Here is an 18,390-nt window from a genome sequence, read left to right as displayed (position 1 = left end):
ACCGTCGCCCCCCTCAGCCTGGCCACGGCCCGCTTCTGCTGCTTCGGCTCCGGGACGGGCTGGTCAGGGCCTCGCCGACGGTGCCGGCCAACGTGTCGCGAGCCTTGGTGAGTGGTGGACCGGCCGGGCCTGGCGCCGTCAGCCGCTGATTCGCTCGGTGCCGCTTGGTGGTCCAGGCCGTGAGAGCGAGCGCGGAGGCCGCTGAGATCACACCGCCGAGGACCAGCGCGGAGCGGGGGCCGAGCGCGTCGGAGACGACGCCGACGAGGGGGGCGCCGACGGGGGTGCCGCCCAGGAGCACGAGGAAGTAGACGGACAGCACACGCCCACGCAGGTGCGGGTCGACATGCAGCTGTGTCAGGGCATTGGCAGTCGTGGTGACGATCACCGCGGCGAAGCCGACGGGGACCAGCAGGGCCATGAACGTGCCGTAGCCGGGCATCAGGCCCAGCGCGGCCTCCAGCACGCCGAAGGCGACCGTGGCCGTGATCAGACGTCGGGGGGTGGGCGGTTGCCTCCCGTTGGCCGCGAGGAGCGCGCCCGCGAGGCTGCCCGCCGCATAGGCGGCGGAGAGGCAGCCGAAGGCCGCCGCGCCGGAGTGGAAGACGGTCATGGCCACGAGGGAGATGGTGACCTGGAAGTTGAGTCCGAAGGTGCCGACGAAAGCGATCAGTGTGATCGGCAGGAGTAGTTCCGGTGTGGTGGCGATGTGGCGGAAGGCGTCGGTCAGGCGCTTGTCGCCGGGGTGTCGTCGGCCGGGGTGGCGGAGTTCACCGGACGGAATGGTGGACAGCCCGTACAGGACTGCCAGGTAGGAGACCGCGTTGATCAGGAACACCGGGCCGGTACCGACGGCGGCCACGGTCAGGCCCGCGGCGGCGGGCCCGAGGATGCGGGCGACGTTGAACTGGGCGGAGTTCAGGCTGACCGCGGCGGCCGTCTGCTCGCGGGCGACCAAGTCCGATATGAGGGCGTTACGCGCGGGACCGTCGACGGCGGTGGCGGTGCCGAGGGCCACGGCCAGGGCGTAGACGGAGGGCAGGCTCACCGTGCCGGTGACGGTCAGGACGCCGAGCAGCAGTGACTGCGCCGCCATGGTGGTCTGGGTGATCAGCAGCAGCCGGCGTCTGGGGTAGCGGTCGGCGAGGGCTCCCCCGGTGAGGCCGAACAGGGTCTGGGGCAGGAACTGCAGTGCGGTCACGATGCCGACCGCCCTGCCGCTGTTGCCGGTCAGCTGCAGGACCAGCAGGTCCTGGGCGGCTCGCTGCATCCAGGTGCCGATGTTGGAGGCCAGCTGGCCGAGGAGGTAACGGCGGAAGGCCCGGACGGTGAGGGCGGCGAGCGCCGAACCGTGCTCTCGGCCGCATGGCGGGCGGCACTGCAGACTCATGACGGTCCGCCCGCGTACGCGTCCGCGACGGGCGCGCCCAGGTCGTCGATGTGGTGGAAGGTCGGGTGGGGGTGCATGAGGAACGCGTGGTGGGAGATGTTCCACGCGTAGGCACCGGCCATGGCGAACGCGATCCGGTCGCCGATCCGCAGCCGGTCGACCATGACGCGGCGGGCCAGGACGTCCTTGGGTGTGCAGAGCTGGCCGACCAGTGTCACCGGCTCGCCGTGGACCTCCGGGCGGTGCCAGGAGTGGTGCCAGGACTGGTCGGGGACGACCTCGAAGGGCTGGTCGTGCTGTTTCGCGGCCGGTGTGCGCAGGTGGTGGGTGCCGCCGCGCAGAACGGCGAACGCCTGGCCGCGGCTGCGTTTGACGTCCAGGACCTGAGTGACGTACCAGCCGCAGTAGGCCGTGAGCGAGCGCCCCGGTTCGATCCGCAGCGTGACACGGGGGTGGCGTTCCAGCGTCCGGCACAGCCCGACACCGAACGCGGCCCAGTCGAAGACCTCGTCGGGACGCGTGTAGTCGACGCCCATCCCGCCGCCGATGTTGACCTCGGCGAGGGCGATCCCTTGTTGGTGCGCCCAGCGGTCCGCCCAGGCCATGACCTGTGCGACGAGGGCCAGGTGAGCGCGCGCGTCGAGGCCGCTGGCCACGTGGACGTGCAGCCCGCGCAGCCGGATACGGCCGTCGGCCGTGATGATCCGCAGGCATCGGTCCAGGTGGGCGGGGTCCAGACCGAAGGGGCTGGGACAGCCGCCCATGACCAGTGAGGCCGAGCGGAGCAGCACCGGCACGTTGACGCGTAGCAGCACGTCGACCGTGCGGTCGCCCAGCACGGTCGTCAGCGTGCGCAGCTCGTGTTCGCTCTCGACATGCAGGCGCTCCACGCCCGCGTCCAGGGCCCCGGCCAGTTCCGCCGGGGTCTTGCCGGGGCCGCCGAAGGCGATCCGGGCTTCGGGAAAGAGGTTGCGGACGTGGCGGATCTCGCCGCCGGACGCGACCTCGAACCCGTCGACGTGCCCGGCCAGGGTCTTTAGCAGGCGGGGGTCGGAGTTGGCCTTCGCCGCATACAGCAGTTCGACGCGGCGGGGCAGCGCGGCCCGGACGGCGCGGACGTGCTCGCGCAGGCCGGGCAGGTCGTAGAGGTAGGCGGGCAGGTCGTCGTCGGCCAACCGGCCGATGTGGTGCAGAAGTGCGGGCCTCACGGCATCACCTCGCGGGGGAAGTCCGCGCCGAGCGGGCTGGGCAGGGGAATGTAGTGGGCGTACCGGTCGGCCTGGCGGGCCCAGCGCAGCAGGAGGTTGGCCTTGGCGGGCAGCGGGACGCCGGAGAGCAGGGCCCGCAGCCGGGGCGGTTCGCCGGCGGTGCGGGCGTATGCGTCGACGCGGTCACGGACCAGGCCCCACAGGGCGGGTTCCAGCGCCGGCCGAAGGTCGGCCAGGGCGCCGAGCACCTCGGCGACATGGTTGACCAGCAGGCAGTACGCGACCCGGTTCCACCCGCGTTCGGCGTCGTAGGTCAACGGCCCGCGGACGTCCTCCGGCAGAGTGGACAGAAACCGCTCATGATGACGGGGCAGGAGCTTGGTGCCCTCCAGGTCGCGGAACAGCATCTGCGCGGGCATGCCGTTCGCGGTCACGCCGACGACGACGTTCTGCAGGTGGGGCTCCAGGACGATGCCGTGTTCGAAGTAGGCGGCCAGCACGGGTGGCAGCAGCAGGCCGAGATACGCCTCCCACCAGGCCAGGGGGTCGCCATCGCCTCGGGCCAGCAGGTGGGAGACGTGGGCCTGGCTGGTGGGGTACTCGTCCGCGATCGCGGCGGCCAGCAGCGGCGTCACGCCCGGTCGGAGGTGGGGCCGCAGTCCGGAGCGCACGATGACGCCGAAACCCTCGACCAGGTCGGTGTCACCGTCGGCGGCGACTGTGCGGTAGCCGGGCTCGGCGAGCAGCGCGCAGCCGGGGAAGCGGTCGGCGAGCCGGGTCATGACGGGCTGGACCAGCCGGTTCAGGGCAACGGCACCCGACAGTTCGTAACTGGCGTTCTTGCGCAGGCAGTTGGTGATACGGACGTTCAGGCTGAACTTCAGGAAGGTGTCCGCGTCCGGCTGGTAGAGCGTACGCACCGATGCGGTGGGCACCCATGCGGGCCCGCTGACGCCCGCGTCCACGACGGCGCCGTCCGCCATCGCCGCGCGCAGCCCCTCGTGACCGCGCAACAACCGGAACTGCCACGGATGCACCGGGAGCGCCACGAACTCCGGGTCCGTCGTCGGACACAGCCCGTCCAGCTCACCCGACTCCCCCTCCTCCCGCACCAGTTCGCGGCGTACGGCCAGGTGGTGCAGGCGGATGCGGGCTCCGGTCTCCGGTCCGTACGCCAGCCAGTCCGCCGGGTCCCCGGTGCGGGCCTTGGGCGTGGGGTGGAAGCGGTGTCCGAACACCAGCGCCTGCTCCGAGTCCAGATAGAGGTCCTGTTGCGGTGCCGGACGGGCGCGGTGTTCCAGGGTGATGCGGTGGTGCAGGGTGGCGCGGATGGTCTCGTGGCTGTCGGCGACCTGGTCCAGGAACTCGTCGTTGGCGGTGCCGGTGCGCAGTTCCAGTTCCTCCCGGACATAGCCGGCCAGTTCCCGCCAGTCGACGGTGGCCCATGCGTCGTCCTGAAGCCTTTGGACGGGGCCCTGGAAGCGGTGGGCGCCGATCATCGAGACCCGGCGGAGTCGGGCCCGCAGCAGAAGGTCCCGGCGCGGCAGGCGCAGCAGGAGGTGGTCGTGGTCGACGGTCACCTGGTGCTCGGGGGCGGACAGCTCGCGGACCAGGCAGTTGAGGAGGGTGTGGGCGGTGACGGCGTCGGCGGTCTCGTTCGGCTGATCGGTCCCTGCCGAGGTCGTGGTGCCGGGTGCGATGGCTGAGGTGGTCATGGGGTGGCTCCCGTGCGTCAGAAGTGGCGGTACCGGGTGAGGGGATTGGGGATGGCAATCCACTGGGCCTTGCCGGGGTCGTCGGCCAGACGCATCGCGATGGTGGCCTTCAACGGCAGGGTGTCGCCGAAGAAGACGGCCTCGTCCCCGTGGTCCGGCAGTTCGGCGTACGCCCGGCGGCCGGCCTCGGCCACCGTCTCCCACAGCGTCCCGGGGTCGATGGCACGGGTGCCGGCGAGGACGTCGACCAGTTCGCTGAAGACCCCGCTGACAAGCGCGCCGAGCAGCTTGGTGCGCAGCGCGTCCGGGTCGTCGCCCGCCCGGGTGCCGGCCAGGGGCGGCAGGGTGAACCCGCAGGCGGCCAGCCTGCGCGGGCTGACCCGGACCCCGTCCAGGTCCCGGTAGAGCACGCGGACCGGCTTCCCGTTCCGAAGGACGACCAGGGTGTTCTGGCCGTGGGCCTCCAGCGCGACTCCCATGGACAGCAGGGTCAACGCGGGCGGCAGTACCAGCGTGGCGAAGTCCCGCAGCCAGCGCACCGGATCACCCGTCACGACGGCGGCGCCGGTCGCGTGCACCGCCGTCAGCGGGACGGCGATCTCGCCGTCGCCGAGGTGGGAGTCGGTGGACTCCCTGAGCATCGCGGACAGGCTGTCGGACGCCCGCCCGCCCACCCGGACCGCGCCGCCGCCCAGCTCACGGAGCACCCGCAGGCTGTCACCGAACCCGGCTTTGTCGATGACGGCCGAGACCAGGTCCGACAGGGCCGGTCCGTCGGCCACCTCCGCCGGCGAGATGGTCCTCCGGTAGTTGGTGACCTGCACGTCGAGGGCGGTCTTGATGTGACAGCCGGGCAGCTCGGCCACCGGTGCGAGCGTACGCAGCGACAGCAGCGGCCGGGCCGGGATCGTCCGCGCTGTCACGGCGAGGTCGCGGTGGCGCGTCAGTACGTGGTCCCGCTGCCAGGGGTGGACCGGAACCAGGAACGTGTCGCCGTCCCGCAGTTCCGCCGGCCAGGTGCCCGCGCTCTGCCAGCGGTCGGCCGGGACGGGCAGCAGGGCCAGTTCGATCACCGGGTGGTGCTCGGGCGCGTAGGCCAGGACCTCGGCGACGGACATGCCGGTACGGGTACGGCAGCACGGGTGCTGCGGATGTCCGTCGACCACCGCCTGCTCCGCGTCGGCCGAATCGCGCGGCCTGCCGGGCCCTTCGGGATTCGCGGCGCGGGCCAGCGCGAGGTTGACGACGCTGTTGTCCAGCTCGGCGGCGAGCCGGTCCACGGCCGAGCCGGACAGTCCCAGCCGGGCGAGGAGTTGCGCCGGCCCGCGAACGGGCCCCACGGGTCCCGACACGGTGAAGTCCTCGGGCATCCGGGCGAACCGCTGGGCACACCTGTCGGGCGCCGTGAGCCGGTCACCGTTCCGCAGCGTCACGACCAGCGTGTCCGCCTCGCGCTGCCGGACGGTCACGCCGGGCAGCGGCTCCCGCGCGAGGGCGCCCCACAGCCGCCCCAGGACGGTGGCCCGCGCTCCGGGGAAGGCCGCCGCGAACGGCTCCGCCAGATCCGGGCGCGCCCGCCGCAGTTCGTCGATCGTCGGGTCGGGGGTGTCTGAGGGCATGGCGAATTCCCGGAAGTCGAGTGGTCTTTCCAGCACGCGGCGGACCTGGACCGGACCGCACATCGGACACTACGGGAAGGCGTGTAAGCGCCAATCAAGCGTAAATACAGGTGGTTTCTGGAAAACCCCGGGACGAAAACCCGGAGACGCCGGAAAATCGGGTCGCGCATGCGTGTTGCCGCGACCTTGTGACGACCGCACAGCCAGGGCCCACAGCACGGAGCAGTCATGCCTGCAACACGGCAAGTCACAGGTCAAGGGCTACTCCCGACTGCCCGCAACACGCGCTTCACGCGGAATCACGGCGAGCCTGATGTCCTGTTTCTTAACCATCTCCTAACCAGGAGCTGGCAACACACTGGATGTCCTGGCACAGCCCTCGTCCGCGAGTGCGCCGTCCGGCTGAATTCCGCGCACGCCCATCGATGACCTCGCGCGTGCCGCCGTCACATGAGAAAACCGAAGGGTCACTGATACGAGGGAATAGTGCGGCGGTTGTACAGCGCGGCAGGGCTGCCGTTTGTGAGCCTGTCGGTATGCATCTGCTGCTGATCGAGGACGACGACCGGGTGGCCGAGCCCCTGCTGGAGGGACTGGGCCGTTTCGGGTTCACCGTGGAACACGCGCGAACCGGTGCCGACGGCCTGTCCGCCGCGGAGCCGGCGATGGTGCTCCTGGACCTGGGGCTCCCCGACATGGACGGCATCGACGTCTGCCGGGAGCTGCGAGCCCGCTCCGCGGTCCCGATCATCATGATCACCGCGCGGGATTCCGAGGCCGACCGGGTGCTCGGTCTGGAGCTGGGCGCGGACGACTACGTGTCGAAGCCGTTCGGGGTCCGGGAGTTGGTGGCGCGGATCCGGGCCGTGGCTCGACGGACGCGGGCCGTGCCCGGCGACGCGGGTGATCCGGTGACGGCAGCAGCCGGCGGCCGGGACCCGGCCGGTGCGGCCGGCGCCCAGCGGATCGGTCCCCTCAGCGTCGACCGCCGGACCCGTCAGGTTCGCGTGGGCCGGGTGCCGATCGCCTTGGCTCCCAAGGAGTTCTCCCTGCTCGTCTGCCTCGCCGAAGATCCCGGAGCCGTCTTCTCCCGCCAGCAGATCCTCGACACGGTGTGGGAGCCGGACTATTTCGGCCCCACGAAGACCCTCGACGTACACATCGCCGCCCTGCGCCGCAAACTCGGTGACCCCTCCTGGATCGAGAACATCCGCGGCATCGGGTTCCGTCTTGTCCCGCCCACAGGTCCCGGTCCGGCCCCGGCCGCACCGGATCACCCCCGCAGTGGCGTCCGATGACGCGCCGTCTGCTGCTCAGCTACCTCAGCCTCATGGCGCTCGTCCTGCTGGCCCTGGAAGTTCCCTTCGGCTTCGTCTACGCCCGCAACGAGCTGAACCGGTTCTCCCACACCGCGGAGCTGGGTGCGGTCACGCTCGCCTCCGTGTGCGAGGAGAAACTCGAACACGGGCGGGCGTCGGACCTGCCGGAATTCGCCCGCGACTACGCCCGGCGCACCGGCAGCGGTGTGGTCATCACCGACCGGGGCGGCACGGTCCTCACCGACTCCGCCGACGCCACCGCCGTGGGCACGAACCTCTCCTCCCAGCCGGACATCGCCACCGCCCTCCACGACCGGCCCGCCACCGGGATCCGCGACGACCTCGTCCCGGGCGTCAAGGTCCTGTTCGCCACCGTGCCGGGCGGGTCCGGCGACACCGTCCCCTGCGTCGTCCGGACCCTCTACCCACTGACCCCGATCGCGGAGAAGGTGCATGCCACCTGGGTCGCACTCGGCGTCGTCGGCCTGGGCGTGCTGGCGGTGGTCGCGCTGATCGGTTCCGCGCTCGCCCGCTGGATCACCCGCCCTCTACGGGCTCTGGAACGCGCCACGACGCAACTTGCCGACGGCCGCCTGACCGACCCTCCGGCCACCGACCGCGGACCGCCCGAACTACGCCGGGTGACGGCCGCGTTCACCCGCACGGCAACCCGGCTCCAGCACCTGCTGCACGCCCAGCAGGCCTTCGCCTCCGAGGCATCGCACCAGCTCAAGACCCCCTTGACCTCCCTGCGCCTGCGTCTGGAGAACTTCGAGCCCCACCTCGCCGCCTGCGCCCAGGACAGTCTCGGCGACGCGATCGACGAAGTCGCCCGCCTCAGCCGCATGGTCCAGGGGCTGCTCGCCCTGGCCCGGCTGGAGAACTCGGCGACCACCCCGGAGGCCGTGGACATCGACGTCGTCGTAGCCGACCGCGCGGCCATCTGGACTGCGTTCGCCGGCGATCAGCGCGTCGGCATCGCGGTGTCCGGCACGAAAGTCGGCCAGGTGTGGGCGGTCCCGGGCGCGCTCGAACAGATCCTCGACAACCTGCTCTCCAACGCGCTGAGCGTCTCCCCGCCCGGCACCACGATCACCCTGGCGACCGCCACCGCGACGGCAGACGACGGCTGCGCGGTCGAACTGCATGTGATCGACCAGGGCCCGGGCATGACCGAAACCGACCGGCAACGGGCCTTCGACCGCTTCTGGCGTGCCGCCGACGCCCGCCACGACGGCACCGGCCTGGGCCTTTCCATGGTTCAGCGGCTCACCCGGGCCGGCGGTGGAGACGTCGCCCTCAACGCGGCACCAGGCGGCGGGTTGGACGCCGTCGTCAAGCTACGGCCCGTGCCGACGGTCCGCGCCCGGACCCACTCGGCGGCCCATCGCAAGACCCCGCCACTGCGCAACAACAGCGCGACGGGCAACAGGCCGATCACCGAGGCCGTCCCGGGTGCGGAGCCTTGATGGTCGGTGATGTCGCAGTACCGCTGTTCCCACAGCTCAGGCCGCGGGTGACTCCGGGTGCTCCGGTTCGGAGATGTCCCTGCGGGTGACGGACAGGTGGACGACCGTGCCGAGGATGACCGTCAGGAACAGGGCGCTGGTGACGACGGTACCCAGCCCCAGGCCGCCGTCGCCGGTGGGCTGGGAGAGATAGTCGCCGATGGAGGCGCCGAGGGGCCGGGTGAGGAGGTAGGCGATCCAGAAGCTCCACACCGCGTCCAGGTCCAGCGCGAAGTACGCGATGGCCACTGCGGCGATGGCGGCCGCGAACAGTGTGGCGGACAGCCAGTACCCGAGGCGCAGGCGCTCGGACACCAGGTCACCGGCGGCGGTGCCCAGGGCGAACGTGAAGAGCACCGCCAGCCAGTAGAAGGACTCGCGGCCGACGGTGTCGATGTGGTGGAGGGACAGGGTCCGCTCGCGCCGATACCAGACCACGAACACGACGGCGAGGATGAGAGCGAAGACCGTCGTACTGGTCTCCAGCGGCACACCCATGTTGTCGGTGAGGTTGTCGCTGAGCAGCGTGGAGACGACGCTGATCAGCGCCACGGCGAGCCAGTACACGCCCGCCCGGTAGGCACTCGTGCGGAACTGGACCACCAGGACGACGGCCAGCAGGGCGCTCATCAGCACCGAGACACCGGTCAGCCCCAGGCCGGCCTTCTCGTTCAGCAGGTCGGCCGCGGTCTCACCGACCGTCGTGCACAGGACCTTGATGATCCAGAAGTAGACGGTGAGTTCGGGCACCTTGTTCCAGCGCGGGCGATGACCCGAAGCGGCTGTCCGCCCGGCCTCCGGAACCACCTGGCTGTCAGACGTTTCATAGGTCACGCTGCCCGACCATGCCAGCCCGTTCCTGAACATATCCTGACCGCCGCCGCGCACCGGGCGGCCGAAGTGACGGCCGGGATGTGGGCGGAGGTGATCGTCATCGGCGTGCCGGTGACGGCGATGAGGTAGCTTCCCGGCCCGTGGCCACCGGGCATCACGCGGAAACCCCCCTCGGGTTCCACTCGATAGTCCGCGGAGGCGTGCGGGGCCAGCACGGTGGGACCCGAGGCGATCGTCCACCAGTTGGAGGCGCCCTGGCCGGTACGGCTCGCGAAGTGCGGTTCAAGTGCCGTGCCGGTGGTGTTGACGGCCCGGACGTCGATGGTGGTGACACCGACACGTGACCCGTACCTGGCGAAGTGCGGCGCGAGACTCATGCGCAGCGGCGGCGGGCTCGCGGCGGCGATCACGACGCACACGAAGGCGGGAGCGAGCAGCCCGGCCGCGACGACGGCCTTGGCGCGGCGGCCGCTGAGGCGGGGCAGGCGTGGCTGCCAGGCGGTGGCGAACGCGGCGGCCGGGACGGTGGCGGCGGCCGCCAGCCACAGCGGGGTCATCATCAGGAAGTAGCCGTCCTGGGAACGCGTGGCCAGGTAGAAGACGCCCCACGGGAGGACGGTGAGGGCCGGGCCCAGCCGTCGCACGAACAGCAGCGTGGCCGCGAGCAGGCCGAGCAGGAGCAACTGGCTGCCGTAGGAGTAGTAGTCGAGGCGGCTGCTGCCGTCGGTGAAGTAGTAGGAGATGCCCATCACGCCCTGACCGTGCAGGATCGCCTTCTGCTCCAGAGGCAGCAGGATCCCGTTCAGCCAGGCCGGGAAGTCCTGGACGGCGAAGTACGCGTTGACCGCGGACCAGGTGAGGGCGGCGGTGGCCGTGTAGCGGGCGGTGACCGCGAGGGCGCGCCGGGGGCCGAGTTCGCCGCGCCGGACGGCGTACAGGCCGATCAGGAGGAACGGGGCGAGGAACCAGGCGAGTTGCTGGGCGGCGCAGGCGGCGCCCAGACAGGCCGCCCGCAGTACGCCCCCGGGGTCGAGGCGGCCGCCCTCGCCCGTGCTGGGCCAGCGGACCACCACGGGGATGAGCAGGGCGAGGGCCGTGATGGCCGGGTAGCCGGCGTAGGCGTAGTGGGGCAGGAGACCGAAGCCGAGGCAGACGGCCGTGCCGGCGGATCGCCAGGGCACCGGCAGCAGGAACCACAGCAGGACCGAGGAGGCCAGCAGCGCGACGGTGGGGATCAGGGTGGCGGCTGCCGTCGAATGGAGGACGGCGCGCACCGGTGCGGCGAGCAGGGCGGTCAGCGGCGGATAGCCGTACGTGTAGTCGGCGCCGCCGGACATGGTCTTGGTGATCCCGACACCGTGCGTGGCGAACAACCAGGGCCACGGTTGGCCGTAGACCGGACGGCCGTGCAGGATCTGGTTCGCGGCCTGGGAGGTCAGCGCGGCTTCGTCCGTGCCCGCGTGGTCGAGCAGGTAGCCGCAGATCACCAGGGCGACGGCGGTGACCAGTACGGCCGCGTCGACCCTGATCAGTGCCCGTCGGCCGCGTACGAGGAGGCTGAGGACGGCGCAGACGAGGATGGCGGCGTAGCAGACGGAGATGACGGCGGCGATCGGCGGGCTCGACGCCATCGCGGTGGTCCAGGCGGCGCGCGTGCCGATGAACAGGCTGATCGTGGCCACCAGGGTCATGCCCCGGTGCCATTGCTGGGGTCCACCGTCCGGGACACCGAGGGCCGGCGCCCGGGTCGGGGGCGGTGCCGCCAGGTGCGTCGCGGTACGACGGCGGATCTCGACGCCCATTCCGCCACGATGGGTGTCAGCCAAGGACTGCCTCCTCTGTCTCGCCTCCGTCGGACGGCACCCGCAGGTGCCGGGCCGGAGGTTCGTCCGACCGCCCCGGGCACGGGATGCCGCATCCGCCGTTCAGGGCGGGGACGAATGGACGCCCCTGCTCGATCATCTACAGTCCACCCAGCGTCTACAAGGAAGTAGTCGGTAAGCGGTTTGCGTGAAACCGTTGAGCGAGAAGTCGGCGCGGTTGGTACTCGCCTCGATCACCGGGGCCCGGCCCGGCGGTAATCGGCCCGTCTCACCCGGGTGTCCCTGTCCCCTGTGTCTCGTCCTGGTCGACGGGAAGAAGCAGGGTGAACGTTGCCGGGTGCCGCCTGGACAGGGAGAGCCGGCCGCCGAGCGAGACGGCCAGGTCCCGGGCGAGGGCCAGGCCGATGCCCGTTCCCTCCCCATCGCCGGTGCGGCCGCGGTCGAAGAGCCGGGACGGCTCGCCCGTCACGGCGCCCTCGTCACGCACGTCGAAGGCAAGGGCGTCCTCCAGGTCCCGCACCACCACGCGGACCGTGCCGCGCCCGTGCACCCGGGCGTTGTCCAGCAGGATGCCCAGCACTTCCGACACGGCCGCGCCCGGAACCCGCACGTCGGCCGGCACGTCCTGGCCGGCGCACTCCAGACGTCTGCCGTCCTGGGCGAAGAGACCGTGCCACCGTTCCTCCGTCTCCCGCAGCAGCTGTCCTACGGCGATCGTCCCGGCGCTGGGGCGTGCCGTCTCTCCGGAGCGGGACAGCCGCAGCACCTCCTCCACCGTGCGGTGCAGACGTTGGGCGGTGGCCAGCGCCTCGGTCAGCACGGGCCGCAGCCGGGCGTCGTCGTCCTGGGCGAGGCCCGCCTCCAGGGCGAGTTGCAGGCCGGTGAGCGGGGTGCGCAGCTGGTGGGAGGCGTTGGCGGTGAAGTCGCGTTCGTGGCGCAGGAGTTCGGAGAGACTGTGCAGCATCTCGTTGTGCGTGCGGGCGACCTGGTCGATCTCGGCGACGCTGCTCGGGGCGGCCCGTGCGGTCAGCGCGGCGAACCTCGCGTCGCTGAGGGTGCGGCGCGGGGAGACGGTCGCGGTCGTGGGCCCGTCCGGGGCCGGCAAGTCGACCCTGCTGGCGTGCCTGGCCGGACTCGACGAGCCCTCCGGCGGCGAGGTCCGCGTCGACGGCGTACGCATCAGCCACCGGCCCGAGACCGAGCGGGCCCGGTTGCGGGCCCGGCACATCGGCGTCCTGCTGCAGTCCCGCAACCTGCTGCCGCACCTGAGCGTGCGGGACATCGTCCGCCTGCCGCAGCGGGCGCGGGGCCGGCGGGCCCCCGTCCCGGCCGGGGAACTGCTGGCCCGGGTGGGGCTGGCCGACCGGGCGCACGCCCTGCCGCGGCAGCTGTCCGGCGGAGAGCTGGCGCGGGCCGGGCTCGCCGTCGCGCTGGCCAACGCGCCCGCCGTCCTGCTCGCCGACGAACCGACCGGTGAACTGGACGGCGAGACCGAGCAGTTGGTCCTGTCGATGCTGCGGGAGCGGGCCGCGCAGGGGTGCGCGGTGCTGATCGTCACGCACAGCCGGGAAGCCGTCCGCATCGCGGACCGGGTGATCACCCTGACCGACGGGAAGGCCACCGACGCCCGGCGACAGGACCACGAGGAGGCGCGCGATGCCGTCGGATGAAGTGCTCGTCGGCTGCGCGGAGGCGGCCCTGGCCTTCGGCCGGGGACCTCAGGCGGTCGTGGCCGTGCACGGCGCCGACCTGGAGATCCGGGCCGGGGACCGGCTCGCGGTCGTCGGCCCCTCGGGGTCGGGCAAGAGCTCGCTGCTGCATCTGCTCGCCGGGCTCGAACAGCCCACCAGCGGCACCGTCACCCGCGCCGCCTCGCTGGGGCCGTACGACATCGGCCTGGTTTTCCAGGGCGACAGCCTGATCCCCGCCCTGGACGTGGCGGAGAACACCGCTCTGCCCCTGGTCCTCACCGATCGTCCGGAGGGCGAGGCCCGACTGTGCGCGCTCGCGGCACTCGCCCTGGTGGACGCCGCCGACCTGGCCGACCGGCTCCCCGAGGAGATCTCCGGCGGCCAGGCCCAGCGGATGGCCGCCGCCCGGGTCCTGGCCCAGGCGCCCCGCCTGATCCTGGCCGACGAACCCACCGGCCGCCTCGACCACGCCACCGGCGCCCGCGTCCTGGACGCCCTGCTGACGGCCGCCGACCACACCGGCGCGGCCCTCGTCGTCACCACCCACGACCCGGCCGTCGCCGCCCGGCTCACCGTCCGCCGCAGTATGCGCGACGGACGGCTGCTCGCACCCGAGGAGGTTCCGTGACCACCGCCCGGGCGCAGGGTCCGCACCAGCACCGCACCGGAAACCTGCCTGCCTCCGAGGAGATGCCATGATCACCGCCTGGGCCCGTGGGCTGGCCCGCCACCGCGCCGGACGGCTCCTGGCCGCCCTGACCGGAATCGCGCTCGCGGTCGCCCTGGTCGCCGCGCTCGGCTCCTTCCTCACCGCGTCGAAGGCGACCATGACCCAGCGCGCCGTGCGCTCGGTCGCCGTGGACTGGCAGGTCCAGGTGCAGCCCGGCGCCGACCCGCACACGGTCCTGTCCCTGGTGACCGGAACCCCGGGCACCCGCACCGCCCTGCCCGTCGGCTTCGCGCACACCAGCGGCTTCACCGCCCGCGTGCAGGGCAGCACCCAGACCACCGGCCCCGGCATGGCGCTCGGCCTGCCCGACGGCTACCGCGCCCGCTTCCCCGACGCCGTCCGCACGCTCTCCGGCGCGTCCACCGGTGTCCTGCTGGCCCAGCAGACCGCCGCCAACCTGCACGCGGCCCCCGGCGACACCATCGGCGTCCAGCTGCCCGGTGCCGGTCTGCGGCAGGTGAAGGTGGACGGTGTGGTCGACCTGCCCCAGGCCGACTTCCTCTTCCAGACCGTCGGCGCCCCCAGCCAGTCCCAGCCGACCGCGCCCCCGGACAACGTCGTCCTGCTGCCCGCCGCCCGCTTCGCCGCCCTCACCCGCGGCGCCACCGGTGTCACCACCCAGATCCACGCCGCCCGCGACACCACCCGGCTGCCCTCCGACCCGGCCTCCGCGTACTCCGCCGTCACCGGCGCCGCCCACAACCTGGAAGCCCGCGCCTCAGGCACGGCCCTGGTCGGCAACAACGTCGGCGCGGCTCTCGACTCGGCCCGCCAGGACGCCCTGTACGCCCAGATCCTCTTCCTCTTCCTCGGTGTGCCGGGCGCGGTGCTGGCCGCCGCGCTGACGGCGGCGGTCGCCTCGGCCGGCGGCGAACGGCGCCGCCAGGAACAGGGGCTGCTGCGGCTGCGTGGCCTGCGGCCCCGTCAGATCGCCGCACTGGCCGGACTGGAGGCCGCCCTGATCGGCCTGGCAGGAGGTCTGGCCGGGCTGGGCATCGCCGCCCTCACCGGCCGTCTCGCCTTCGGCACGGCCTCCTTCGGCGCCAGCACGGCGACCTGGTCCGTCTGGTACGCCGTCGCCTTCGTCCTCGGAGCCGCGGTGGCCGCGGGCGCCGTCCTCGTCCCCGCCCTGCGGGACCTGCGCACGGTCACCGTGGCCGACACCCGCAGGCAGGAGGACATACGCCCCTCCCGGTCGCCCTGGTGGATGCGGTACGGCCTGGACCTCGCCCTCCTGATCGGCTCCTGGCTCGTCTTCCGGGCCTCCTCCGGCAACCAGTACGCACTCGTCCTCGCACCCGAGGGCGTCCCCAGCATCTCCGTGTCGTACTGGGCCTTCCTCGGCCCCACCCTGCTGTGGATCGGCGCGGCCCTGCTGCTGTGGCGCCTCACCCTGCTCGCCCTCACCCACGGCCGCCCCGCCCTGGCCCGGCTGGTCCGGCCGCTCACCGCGACCCTGGCCGGGACCACCGCCGCCGTCCTGGCCCGGCGCCGCCGCCCGTTCGCCCGGTCGGTGGTGCTGCTCGCCCTCGCCGGCTCCTTCGCGATCTCCACCGCCGTCTTCAACGCCACCTACCACCAGCAGGCCGAGGTCGACGCCCGGCTGACCAACGGCGCCGACGTCACCGTCACCGAACCACCCGGCGCCCAGACCCCGCCCACCGCCGGGGCAGCACTGAAGATCTCCGGCGTACGGCACGTCGAACCCCTCCAGCACCGCTTCGCCTACGTCGGCTCCGACCTCCAGGACCTCTACGGCGTCCGCCCCGGCACCATCGCGCGGGCCACCTCGCTCCAGGACGCCTACTTCGCGGGCGGCACCGCCGGCCAGCTGATGCGCCGCCTCGCCCAGCGCCCGGACAACCTCCTCGTCAGCGTCGAGACCGTCAACGACTTCCAGCTCTCCCCCGGCGACACCGTCAACCTGCGCGTCCAGGACGCGCGCACCAAGTCCCTGCGCACGGTCCCCTTCCACTACGCCGGCATCGCCAAGGAGTTCCCCACCGCCCCCAAGGACAGCTTCTTCGTCGCCAACGCCTCCTACATCGCCAAGGCCACCGGCGACGACTCGGCCGGCGCCTTCCTCCTCGACACCGGTGGCTCGAACCAGCAGCGGATCGCCGCCCACCTGCGCCGACAGCTCGGTACCGGGGCGACCGTCACCGACCTCACCCAGACCCGCGGCACCGTCGGCACCAGCCTGACCTCCGTCGACCTGGCCGGCCTCACCCGCATCGAGCTCGCCTTCGCCGTCCTGCTCGCCGCCGGGGCCGGCGGCCTGGTCCTCGCCCTCGGACTCGCCGAACGCCGCCGCACGTTCGCCATCGCCACCGTCCTCGGCGCGCGACCGCGCCACCTGCGCGGCATGGTCCTCTCCGAGGCCTTGCTGCTGGCCGTCGGCGGCCTGGCCGGAGGCGCCCTCATCGGCTGGGCCCTGTCGGAGATGCTGGTCAAGGTTCTGACCGGCGTCTTCGATCCGCCACCCGCGGCCCTGTCGATCCCCGGCGCCTACCTGGCACTCACCGGGGCAGCCGCCGTCGCCGCCGTCCTGGCCGCGGCCCTCAACGGCATCCGCGGCAGCCACCGCCCCGCCGTGGAGGAGCTCCGCGACCTGTGAACACGGTGTACACCGACGACGAGCCCCTCGCGCCAGGGGCTCCAAAGGCAGCGCCCCAAAGGGGCGCGAGGACTGCGCGACCAGCCACGACGGCGCCGCAGTCGGCAGATCGCGGCCCTTCCAGCGGAGCGCTTAGGCTGTCGACCATGCGCACGCCTGCCGCACCGGACCGCAGCCGACTGCGTGTCCTCGTCGTCGAGGACGACGACACCATCGGCCGCCACCTGGAGACCGGCCTGCGCGGCCACGACTACGCGCCGACCTGGTGCCGCACCGGAGCGGGCGCACTGGCGGAGGCCGGGCGGGCATCGTACGAGGTACTCCTGCTGGACCTGGGGCTGCCGGACATGGACGGCCTGGACGTCGCCCGGCAGCTGCGCGCCCGCCTCCCCGACCTGCTGATCGTCGTCCTGACGGCACGGACCGACGACATCGACGTCATCGCCGGGCTGGACGCAGGCGCCGACGACTACCTGGTCAAGCCGTTCAGCCTGACCGTGCTGCTCGCCAGGCTGCGGGCTCATCTCAGGCGGCACGCGGTGGCCGCGCCGGCCCGGGAGCCGGTGCGGCTGGGCGATCTGGCCGTCGACGTGACGGCCCGGCGCTGCGCCCTGCTCGGTGTCGAAGTCCCGCTGCGGGCCAAGGAGTTCGACCTGCTCGCGGTGCTGGCCGAGCGGGTCGGCGAGGCGGTCTCGCGCGAGACGCTGATGGCCGAGGTCTGGGACGAGAACTGGTTCGGCTCCACCAAGACCCTCGACGTGACGTTGGCGGGCCTGCGCCGCAGACTGACCGAGGCGGCACAGGCGGACGGGCGGCAGGCCCGGCTGCCCCGGATCACCACGTTGCGGGGGCACGGGTACCGGCTGGAACGGCAGCCGGATCCGCCGGACTGACGCGCCGCCGGTGGGCCTGGGCAGTGGCCTGACGAGCAGGAGGAAGGCAGGGCGTCGAGACGGTTCACAAGGCCGAGCGGCGGGCCAGCAGCGCCAGGACCAGCAGCCCGGGGACCATCGGCAGCCACCCGGTCAGCAGACGGTAGCCGAGGACCGCCGAGACCGCGGCCGGTCCCGGCGCGCCGGCCGCCGTGAGCGCGAGGGCGAGCGCGGCGTCCAGCGACCCCAGTCCGCCCGGCGTGGGCAGCAGTGCCGCCGCGCCGCTGGCTACCAGGTAGGCCATGACCACACGGCCGGCGGGGAGGCCGAGGCCGATCGCATGGACCACGGCGACGATCACCCCGGCATGGAGCAGGGCGAACGCAGCCGATCCGCCCCACAGCGCGCAGGCCCGTGCCCGGCACCGGTGCACGTCCCGCACGTCGGCGAAGGCCAGCCTCGCCCCTCGTCTGAGGCGCCCGCTGATCGCGACCGCCAGGACGACGGCTCCGGCCGCGGCCGGGAGCAGGACCAGGACATGCGGGACCCGCGCGGAGAGATGGACCGTGCCGGGCGAGGCGACCAGCAGAGCCACACCCAGCACGCACCGAACAATCCCGCCGACGGCCGCCTTCACCGCCAGCGCGGTCGCCGAGCGCCGGGTGGACAGCCCGCACCGTGTCAGGAACCGCAGGTTGACCGCCGCCGCTCCGGCCCCCGCCGGAAGGAGGTGGTTGGCGGCGCCGGCCGCGAACTGTGCCGCCACCAGCCGCCCCCTGGGCAGCCGTTCGACCACCGCCCCCTGCTGCGCCACGGCCGCGCACACCCAGGTGCCCACCGCGGCGACGCAGGCGAGCACCAGCCACTCCCCGTCGGCGGCGGCCAGCCGGTCGGTGCCGCTGTCCAGCGTGGCCCGGTGCGCGGCAAGCATCCCGCCGGCGGCGGCGAGCACCATCAGGGTGATTCCCAGCTGGACGTACAGACGCCTGCCCACGGCGATCGGCAGGCTCTCGGCCGCGGTCACGACGGTCACCTCTCCTGCCGTACCTCGGGTGCCACGTACG

At 72.7% G+C, this 18,390-nt stretch carries 14 protein-coding genes; 6 read left to right on the top strand and 8 right to left on the bottom strand.

Translation table 11 applies throughout. The annotated features are described in order from the left end of the window. Positions 1 to 13 precede the first annotated feature (13 nt). From ACGFZQ_RS32195 to ACGFZQ_RS32180, 4 genes are read right to left on the bottom strand one after another with little or no spacing between them, the layout of a single operon-like run. Positions 14 to 1,390, bottom strand: a complete 1,377-nt coding sequence (locus ACGFZQ_RS32195; RefSeq protein WP_393843275.1) for an MFS transporter — start codon at positions 1,388 to 1,390, stop codon at positions 14 to 16. Beyond that, positions 1,387 to 2,598 carry a type III PLP-dependent enzyme gene (locus tag ACGFZQ_RS32190; protein WP_393843274.1) on the bottom strand — a complete coding sequence of 404 codons (1,212 nt, stop codon included), beginning with the start codon at positions 2,596 to 2,598 and terminating at the stop codon, positions 1,387 to 1,389. Before ACGFZQ_RS32190 ends, ACGFZQ_RS32195 begins: the two co-directional genes overlap by 4 nt. Then, positions 2,595 to 4,313 (bottom strand): IucA/IucC family protein, encoded by a 1,719-nt coding sequence (locus tag ACGFZQ_RS32185; RefSeq protein WP_393843273.1) that lies wholly within the window; start codon positions 4,311 to 4,313, stop codon positions 2,595 to 2,597. The genes ACGFZQ_RS32190 and ACGFZQ_RS32185 overlap by 4 nt, the downstream gene beginning before the upstream one ends. A 17-nt stretch (positions 4,314 to 4,330) precedes the next feature. Further along, positions 4,331 to 5,932, bottom strand: coding sequence for an IucA/IucC family protein (locus ACGFZQ_RS32180; protein ID WP_393843272.1), 1,602 nt, complete (start codon positions 5,930 to 5,932; stop codon positions 4,331 to 4,333). Between the two features lie 536 nt (positions 5,933 to 6,468). On the opposite strand from ACGFZQ_RS32180, the gene ACGFZQ_RS32175 reads away from it, so the two are divergent. Then, positions 6,469 to 7,230, top strand: coding sequence for a response regulator transcription factor (locus tag ACGFZQ_RS32175; RefSeq protein ID WP_393843271.1), 762 nt, complete (start codon positions 6,469 to 6,471; stop codon positions 7,228 to 7,230). Next, entirely contained in the window at positions 7,227 to 8,720 is a 1,494-nt protein-coding gene (locus ACGFZQ_RS32170; RefSeq protein ID WP_393843270.1) for a sensor histidine kinase, read from the top strand. Before ACGFZQ_RS32175 ends, ACGFZQ_RS32170 begins: the two co-directional genes overlap by 4 nt. 36 nt (positions 8,721 to 8,756) lie before the next feature. Here ACGFZQ_RS32170 and ACGFZQ_RS32165 read toward each other — a convergent pair whose 3' ends face one another. The 3 genes from ACGFZQ_RS32165 to ACGFZQ_RS32155 all read right to left on the bottom strand — a co-directional run bounded on the left by ACGFZQ_RS32165 (position 8,757) and on the right by ACGFZQ_RS32155 (position 12,521). Further along, positions 8,757 to 9,593 (bottom strand): hypothetical protein, encoded by an 837-nt coding sequence (locus ACGFZQ_RS32165; RefSeq protein WP_393843269.1) that lies wholly within the window; start codon positions 9,591 to 9,593, stop codon positions 8,757 to 8,759. After that, positions 9,590 to 11,395 carry a hypothetical protein gene (locus tag ACGFZQ_RS32160; RefSeq protein WP_393843445.1) on the bottom strand — a complete coding sequence of 602 codons (1,806 nt, stop codon included), beginning with the start codon at positions 11,393 to 11,395 and terminating at the stop codon, positions 9,590 to 9,592. Before ACGFZQ_RS32160 ends, ACGFZQ_RS32165 begins: the two co-directional genes overlap by 4 nt. A 289-nt stretch (positions 11,396 to 11,684) precedes the next feature. After that, positions 11,685 to 12,521 (bottom strand): sensor histidine kinase, encoded by an 837-nt coding sequence (locus ACGFZQ_RS32155; RefSeq protein ID WP_393843268.1) that lies wholly within the window; start codon positions 12,519 to 12,521, stop codon positions 11,685 to 11,687. Here ACGFZQ_RS32155 and ACGFZQ_RS32150 point away from each other — a divergent pair. The 4 genes from ACGFZQ_RS32150 to ACGFZQ_RS32135 all read left to right on the top strand — a co-directional run bounded on the left by ACGFZQ_RS32150 (position 12,499) and on the right by ACGFZQ_RS32135 (position 17,347). Next, on the top strand, positions 12,499 to 13,086 hold the full coding sequence (locus ACGFZQ_RS32150; protein ID WP_393843267.1) for an ABC transporter ATP-binding protein: 588 nt from the start codon (positions 12,499 to 12,501) through the stop codon (positions 13,084 to 13,086). The two genes, ACGFZQ_RS32155 and ACGFZQ_RS32150, sit on opposite strands and share 23 nt — an antisense overlap. Beyond that, a complete protein-coding gene (locus ACGFZQ_RS32145; RefSeq protein WP_393843266.1) occupies positions 13,073 to 13,735 on the top strand; it encodes an ABC transporter ATP-binding protein in 663 nt (220 codons plus the stop codon). Before ACGFZQ_RS32150 ends, ACGFZQ_RS32145 begins: the two co-directional genes overlap by 14 nt. Before the next feature lie 67 nt (positions 13,736 to 13,802). Continuing rightward, a complete protein-coding gene (locus ACGFZQ_RS32140) occupies positions 13,803 to 16,454 on the top strand; it encodes an ABC transporter permease (RefSeq protein WP_393843265.1) in 2,652 nt (883 codons plus the stop codon). A 146-nt stretch (positions 16,455 to 16,600) separates the two neighbouring features. Beyond that, the gene (locus ACGFZQ_RS32135; RefSeq protein WP_393843264.1) at positions 16,601 to 17,347 is read left to right on the top strand and encodes a response regulator transcription factor; all 747 of its coding nucleotides are present in this window, start codon (positions 16,601 to 16,603) and stop codon (positions 17,345 to 17,347) included. A 64-nt stretch (positions 17,348 to 17,411) separates the two neighbouring features. Here ACGFZQ_RS32135 and ACGFZQ_RS32130 read toward each other — a convergent pair whose 3' ends face one another. Then, positions 17,412 to 18,320: a lysylphosphatidylglycerol synthase domain-containing protein gene (locus ACGFZQ_RS32130; RefSeq protein WP_393843444.1), complete on the bottom strand. Its 909-nt coding sequence runs from the start codon at positions 18,318 to 18,320 to the stop codon at positions 17,412 to 17,414. Between the last annotated feature and the right edge of the window lie 70 nt (positions 18,321 to 18,390).

Source organism: Streptomyces sp. NPDC048254 (assembly GCF_043201895.1).
Classification (GTDB): Bacteria; Actinomycetota; Actinomycetes; order Streptomycetales; family Streptomycetaceae; genus Streptomyces.
This window is presented reverse-complemented; position numbering and strand designations above follow the sequence as displayed.

What these genes read in the sequence shown, in the direction of transcription:
- ACGFZQ_RS32195 (WP_393843275.1), bottom strand. Translation starts at nt 1,390, where the DNA reads ATGAGTCTGCAGTGCCGCCCGCCATGCGGCCGAGAGCACGGTTCGGCG.
- ACGFZQ_RS32185 (WP_393843273.1), bottom strand. Translation starts at nt 4,313, where the DNA reads ATGACCACCTCAGCCATCGCACCCGGCACCACGACCTCGGCAGGGACC.
- ACGFZQ_RS32180 (WP_393843272.1), bottom strand. Translation starts at nt 5,932, where the DNA reads ATGCCCTCAGACACCCCCGACCCGACGATCGACGAACTGCGGCGGGCG.
- ACGFZQ_RS32175 (WP_393843271.1), top strand. Translation starts at nt 6,469, where the DNA reads ATGCATCTGCTGCTGATCGAGGACGACGACCGGGTGGCCGAGCCCCTG.
- ACGFZQ_RS32170 (WP_393843270.1), top strand. Translation starts at nt 7,227, where the DNA reads ATGACGCGCCGTCTGCTGCTCAGCTACCTCAGCCTCATGGCGCTCGTC.
- ACGFZQ_RS32160 (WP_393843445.1), bottom strand. Translation starts at nt 11,395, where the DNA reads ATGGGCGTCGAGATCCGCCGTCGTACCGCGACGCACCTGGCGGCACCG.
- ACGFZQ_RS32145 (WP_393843266.1), top strand. Translation starts at nt 13,073, where the DNA reads ATGCCGTCGGATGAAGTGCTCGTCGGCTGCGCGGAGGCGGCCCTGGCC.
- ACGFZQ_RS32140 (WP_393843265.1), top strand. Translation starts at nt 13,803, where the DNA reads ATGATCACCGCCTGGGCCCGTGGGCTGGCCCGCCACCGCGCCGGACGG.
- ACGFZQ_RS32135 (WP_393843264.1), top strand. Translation starts at nt 16,601, where the DNA reads ATGCGCACGCCTGCCGCACCGGACCGCAGCCGACTGCGTGTCCTCGTC.